This is a genomic window from Gallaecimonas xiamenensis 3-C-1 (genome assembly GCF_000299915.1).
GTDB classification, from domain to species: domain Bacteria; phylum Pseudomonadota; class Gammaproteobacteria; order Enterobacterales; family Gallaecimonadaceae; genus Gallaecimonas; species Gallaecimonas xiamenensis.
The window spans coordinates 1-5904 of sequence record NZ_AMRI01000049.1 but is presented as its reverse complement, the minus strand read 5'-3'; the positions used below and the strand labels follow the sequence as shown (position 1 = coordinate 5904).

5 protein-coding genes are annotated in these 5904 nt (G+C 62.1%); 1 reads left to right on the top strand and 4 read right to left on the bottom strand.

All coding sequences use genetic code 11. The annotated features are described in order from the left end of the window. The 4 genes from B3C1_RS19095 to rsgA all read right to left on the bottom strand — a co-directional run. Positions 1–2308 (bottom strand): hypothetical protein (locus tag B3C1_RS19095; protein ID WP_192813410.1); only part of this gene is annotated, 2308 nt, incomplete at its 3' end. A gap of 76 nt (positions 2309–2384) precedes the next feature. Further along, the gene (locus tag B3C1_RS19090) at positions 2385–3245 is read right to left on the bottom strand and encodes a DMT family transporter (RefSeq protein WP_008486872.1); all 861 of its coding nucleotides are present in this window, start codon (positions 3243–3245) and stop codon (positions 2385–2387) included. Then, positions 3242–4090 carry an archaetidylserine decarboxylase gene (gene asd / locus B3C1_RS19085; RefSeq protein WP_008486871.1) on the bottom strand — a complete coding sequence of 283 codons (849 nt, stop codon included), beginning with the start codon at positions 4088–4090 and terminating at the stop codon, positions 3242–3244. Before asd ends, B3C1_RS19090 begins: the two co-directional genes overlap by 4 nt. Before the next feature lie 40 nt (positions 4091–4130). After that, positions 4131–5156: a small ribosomal subunit biogenesis GTPase RsgA gene (gene rsgA / locus B3C1_RS19080; RefSeq protein ID WP_008486870.1), complete on the bottom strand. Its 1026-nt coding sequence runs from the start codon at positions 5154–5156 to the stop codon at positions 4131–4133. Positions 5157–5223: 67 nt separating this feature from the next. On the opposite strand from rsgA, the gene orn reads away from it, so the two are divergent. Beyond that, positions 5224–5772: an oligoribonuclease gene (gene orn / locus B3C1_RS19075; RefSeq protein WP_008486868.1), complete on the top strand. Its 549-nt coding sequence runs from the start codon at positions 5224–5226 to the stop codon at positions 5770–5772. Positions 5773–5904 lie beyond the last annotated feature (132 nt).

Genomic DNA, 5904 nt, shown 5'->3' with positions numbered 1-5904 from the left:
TACGCATCAGGGCGATGGACTGGCTGGAAATGGTGTCCACGTCGATAAGGGACTCTTCCGACGGCACTTCCTGACTGACGTCGAGCTCGGGGTTTTCCTTGGTGCGCTGGGCCAGCAGCTCGGCCCGCTTGGCCTTGGCCTGGGCAAAGGCGATTTTGCGCCGCTCAATGAGCAGCAGCCTTTTGGCCAGGTAGTAGATAAAGCCGTAACCGCACAGCATCAGCAAGGAGACTTGCTCTAACCAGAGGATCTGCTGGGCGGTGTAGTAATAGCCGGTAATGGCCAGCACCAGGGCGCTGGTGGGCAGGGCGATGGCCGCCCACCACAACAGGTGGTGCCAGGGCTTGGCCTTGAGGCCCTTTTCCAGGTTGTAGACCAGCAATTCGCGGTGCTTGTACAGCTGCTGGTAGAACACTGCCAGGCCCCCGGCCAGGGTCATAAAGGTCAGGCGGCCCAGGCCTTGGCGTATGGCTTCTTCCCCCTGGAGCTGGCAATAGACGGTGACCATCACCAAAGGGGTGGCGATAAGGGCTAGGCGCCGCACCAGGATCCGTAGCCGCCTTACCCCGGCAGCCCGCCAGCGAAAGTGGCTCTGCAAGATGCCTTCTTCATGGGTGAGGTTGCGCACCGACAGCCAGATGGCGGTGCCGCAGGCGCCGCTCAGCAGCGCCAGGGACAGGGCCGGCTGGGTGTCCTTGGCCAACAGGCCCAGGGTCAGGAACAGCAGCGGCAAGGGGGTGGCATAGGCCAGGGTGATCAGCAGCGCCTGCACCGTGACCTTGATGCTGTCGCGGGTGACATTGCCCACCGGCTTGGCCAGTTCGGCCAGGCGTTTACGCAGCCGGTGCTCTTCGAGCCAGCGAATAAGGCCGGCCAGCAACACCAGCCCCAGTACCAAAGCCAGCAACAGCGGGTGATGGCTGAGCCGGAACTCGTTGCCCTCCACCAGCTTTTGCTTCACGAAAGCGGCGCTGTCCCCCACCAGATCGGTCAGCCAACCCCAGCTCAGGGGGCGGGCATTGGGGATCCAGAACAGGTGTCCTTCAATCAGGGTCTTGAGTTCCGCCACCGTCTTTTCCAGGTCACCGGTGGCGATCTCCAACTGGGTCAGGTGGTTGAGGTATTCGAAGGTGCGCTCCGACAGCCTTTTGAGCAGCTGCTTGCGGGTGTCCAGCAGCTTCTGGGCCTGGCCCTGCTGCTTGGCCGACAGCTGGGTCATGGCCTCGTTGCCCACCTGGGCCTTGAGCTTTTGGTCGTACTCGTACTTGTCGATCCTGGCCTGGTTGATGGTGTCGATCAGACGCCTGTGCTGAAAGTCCCTCGGTAGCTGGTCATAGCGGATACGCAGGGTCTCGCCGAAGGCGGCGCTGACCTTGAGCCACTCGATTTGTTTTTCCACCGACGACTGGTATTCCCGCCACTCCAGGTTCTTCTGCTTGACCTCTCGCAGCTGGGCCAGGGTGCCCACTATCTGGTCGTTGAGGTGGGTGAGCTGATCGGCATAGCCGATGCTTTCCTGGGCCAGCTCGTCCAGGTAGGGGTGCTGGTAGTCCTTGTCCAGGCTGTCGAGCAAAGTGGCCTGGATCCGGGCCTGGCGCTTGGCGTTAAGGGCCGATTGCAGGGCCGATTGCTGGGCTACCTTGTCGGCCAGCTGCAGGCTCAGCAATTCCTGCTCCAATTCCTTGATACGCAGCCGCTGGCTGGCGGAGGCGTCTTCCAACTCCAGGCGGTGCACCCAGGCCCCCAGCATGGCTACCTTGGCCTGGGCCAGGGCCATCTTGGCCTGGTCCAGGGCGCCGGAGCCGGACAGGCTGTCCAGATCCTGTTGCTGCTGGGCAAGCTCTGCCCTCAGGCTGGCGGCCTGCAGGCTGGCCTGGCCGATACGGCTGGAGATCCGGCTTTGTTCGTTGATCACCTTGTCCAGCTGGTCGTTCAGCTTTTGCTGCTCGCTGATGACGGCCGGCAGGGCCTGGTCGAGCTTGCTCTCGTTCCAGGTCACATAGCGGGGGATCGCAGGGGACTGGTACTGGGCAACCGCCGCCTCTTTTTGCGGCTGCACCTTGGGGAAGCTGTCGATGACGGCCTGGTACTGGGCGGCGACCTTCTGGTGCTCGTCCCGCTGTTCCAGCAGCTGGGCGGCCTCGGTGTAGAGGCTGGCCAGCTGGTCCCCTTGGGGATCGGTGGTTTTCTTGGCGGCCTGGGCCTTGCTCTGCATCTGCTCTTTGAGCAGTTTTTGGATAGGGGTACTGGCCTGGGCGCTGGCGCACAGCAGCAAGAAAACGAGACAGGCACGGAGCAGTGCGGGCATGGCAACTTCCCTGAACATAAGGCCCTCTTATCCTAGGGCTTTTAAGGCAGGGCCGCCAGAACCCGGCGGCCCTGACTCAAGGTTTCTGGGTCCTGGCGGCCAGGGTTTCAAAGACGGCGGCGCTAACCACCAGCGCTCCGCCAAGGAGGGTACGCCAATCCGGTATTTCATGCAGCACCAAGGCCGCCAAAACGCTGGCGTAGATAGGTTGTAGACAGGAAATCAGCGCCACGCTTTTGACCTTGAGGTTACCCAGGGCCTGGGCCAGCAAGGCGTGGGGGGTGGCGGTAAAGCCGATGCCCAGCACCAGCACCAGGCCCCAGCCCCAAGCCGGCATGGCCAGGGCGGCGTCGGACTGGAAAGGGGCCAGCACCAAAACGGCCACCAGGCATTGGTAGAACATGGCCTTGGGGCCGGAGTGGTGGCTGAATTGGTGCTTGTGCAGCAGGTTTCTGAGGGTAAAGAGCAGAGCCGACAGTACTCCCAGGGCCACCCCTTGGGTGGTGCTGTTGCCAAGATCGGTGTCCGGCAGGATAAGCACTATGCCCGCCAGCACCACGGCAGCGGCCCCGAGATCCCGAAGGCTCGGCAACTGGCGTTTTAACAGGGGCTCGAGCAGCACTGCCATCACCGGGTAGGTGAAAAAGGCGATCATCCCCACCGCCACGGTGGACACCTGCATGGAGGCAAAGTAGGTAACCCAGTGCAGGCTGACCACCAGCCCCAGCACCAGGGCAATACCGTATTCGCGAAAGCTGCCCAGCCGCAGCCGGCCCCTGGCCACCTTGACTACCAGGGCCAGGGTCAGGGCGGCCACCAGGCAGCGCAGCACCGTCATGTCCAAGGCGCCAAGGGGGATCAGTTTGGCAAAGAGGGCGGTACCGCCAAACAGCGCTACCGCCAGGTGCAGCTCCCAGAGGCTGCGGTTTGCCGTCATCCGGCTTTTTGAGCGAAGGCCCCGCCCAGGCGGGTGGTGACACCGGGGGCCAGCTCTTGGGCGAAGTTCACCGCCTGGTCGCCGAACAGCAACACCACAGTGCTACCCAGCTTGAAGCGGCCCATCTCTTCACCCTTGTCCAGCTCGATGGTCTTGAGGTTGCGATAATCCCAGTGACGCACCCCTTTGCCGGTGGGCGGGGTGACGGTGCCGGCCCAGACGGTTTCGATGCTGGCCACTATGGTGGCACCCACCAGTACCAGGGCCATGGGGCCCACTTCGGTTTCCCACAGGGTGACCACCCGCTCGTTGCGGGCAAAAAGGCCAGGCACGTTTTCGGCGGTTAGGGGGTTGACCGAGAACAGAGCGCCGGGCACGTAGACCATGTCGGTGAGCTTGCCCTTGATGGGCATATGGATGCGATGGTAGTCACGGGGGGCCAGGTAGATGGTGGAGAAGGCGCCGCTTTGGAAGGGGGCAGCCAGCTCCGGCACCCCCAACAGGGCCTCGGCGCTGTAGTCGTGGCCCTTGGCCTGGATGATGCGCCCGTCGGTCACCGGGCCCAGCTGGCTGACGGTACCGTCCACCGGCAACACCAGGTCGCTGTCTGCCAGGGGACGCAGGCCGTCTTTCAGTTCACGGGTAAAGAAGGCGTTGAAACTGTCGTAGGCGGCGGGAGACTCGTCCTTGGCCTCGCTCATGTCCACCTTGTAGCGGTTGATGAAGAAGCGGATAAAGGCCGTGGTCAGCACTCCCATACGGGCACTGGCAAGCCAGCCGGTCAGGCGTGACAGCCCGTGTTGGGGGATCATGTACTGCAGGGCGATTTTCAGTTGGTCAAACACCGGTCATATCCTTGGCAATGTGGGCGCTGAGCGCATGTTGTTATGCGTAACTGGGTCGGCTCTCCGCCAGGGAGTCGACGATGCGATGGTAACTTTCCAAGCGCGTGGGAGCCAGTTCTCCCTGCGCCACGGCTGCCTGCAGGGCGCAACCAGGGTCGGCCTTGTGCTTGCAGTCGCGAAACTTGCAGGTCCCCAGGAAATCGCGAAAATCCCGAAAGCCCCTGGCGATGGTGGTTTCGTCCAGGTGCCAAAGGGCAAATTCGCGGATACCGGGAGAGTCGATCAGGTCACCGCCGCTGGGGAAGTGAAAGAGCCGCGCCACAGTAGTGGTGTGCTGGCCAAGGCCAGACCCCTCTGAAATGGCCCCTTCCAGCAGCCCGGCCTGGGGTAGTAGCCGGTTGACCAGGGACGATTTACCCACCCCGGACTGGCCGACGAAAATGCTGATTTCGTCGCGCAGATAGGCTTCAAGATCGGCCATACCTTCACCCTGCTTTACCGACACCAGCAATACCTTGTAGCCAATGTCCTGGTAAAGCTGCAATTGGGCCTCGGCGTCGCTTCGGGTTGCAGGGTCCAGCAGGTCGGTCTTGTTGAGGATGATCAATGACGCCACCCCCAGGGTTTCGGCCGCCACCAGGTAGCGGTCGATGATATGGGTAGAGAGCACTGGCAGCACCGAGGAAACGATACACATCTGGTCGATGTTGGCGGCCACCGGCTTGATGCCGTCGTAAAAATCCGGGCGGGTCATTACCGAATGGCGCTCATGCACAGCTTCTACCACGCCATTGATACCGGCCATGGCTTCATTGCCCCGGCGCCAGACTACCCTGTCCCCGGTCACCAGGGAATCGACGGTGCGGCGGATATTGAGGCGAAAAACCTGGCCGTCGCTGCTTTCCACGTCGGCGTGCTGGCCGAAGCGCGACAGCACCAGGCCCTCTTCGGCGGGGCCCAGCAGTTCGTCGTCGAACTGTACCTCGTCTTTTTGCTTGAGGCGTTTGGCCTGGTTGGCCTTGACCCGCCGCTGTTGGCCCTGGGTCAGTTTGCTGCGTTTGGCCACTTTGCTCCTGGCTGCTGCTAACGTAAAACCCTATGATACACCGAGGTCAGCCTGTAGAAGAAAACCCATGAGCAAAGACAACCTGATTTGGATCGATCTGGAAATGACCGGGCTGGACCCGGAGCGGGAAAGGATCATCGAGATCGCCACTATCGTCACCGACCCAGACCTCAATGTGCTGGCCGAAGGCCCTGTGCTGGCCGTGCACCAGAGCGACGCCCTGCTGGATGCCATGGATGAATGGTGCACCCGCACCCACACCAACAACGGCCTGATTGCCCGGGTCAAAGCCAGCAACGTGTCCGAGGCCGACGCCGAACGCCAGACCCTGGACTTTCTGGCCCGGTGGGTCGACAAGGGTGCCTCCCCCATCTGCGGCAATTCCATCGGCCAGGACCGGCGTTTTTTGGTCAAGTACATGCCCGAGCTGGAAGCCTACTTCCACTACCGCAACCTGGATGTCAGCACCCTCAAGGAACTGGCGCGCCGCTGGGCCCCCGAGGTCCTCAAGGGCTTTAAGAAAGGGGAAACCCACCTGGCCCTGGACGACATTCGCGAGTCTATCGCCGAGTTGCGTCATTACCGGCAACATTTCCTGAAAGTGCCGGTTGCCTAAAAAGACGGCAAACAGATTCAGACCCTGTTGCACGGTCCAGAATTTTAGGTACAATGCGCTCCGCTGTCGGGGAACAATGCCGGCGGCGGCCATCAAGGCTAAGAGTGCGGGAATAGCTCAGTGGTAGAGCAC

Excerpts from the sequence above, each read along its gene's own strand:
- B3C1_RS19090 (WP_008486872.1), bottom strand. The coding sequence starts at position 3,245 with ATGACGGCAAACCGCAGCCTCTGGGAGCTGCACCTGGCGGTAGCGCTG.
- orn (WP_008486868.1), top strand. The coding sequence starts at position 5,224 with ATGAGCAAAGACAACCTGATTTGGATCGATCTGGAAATGACCGGGCTG.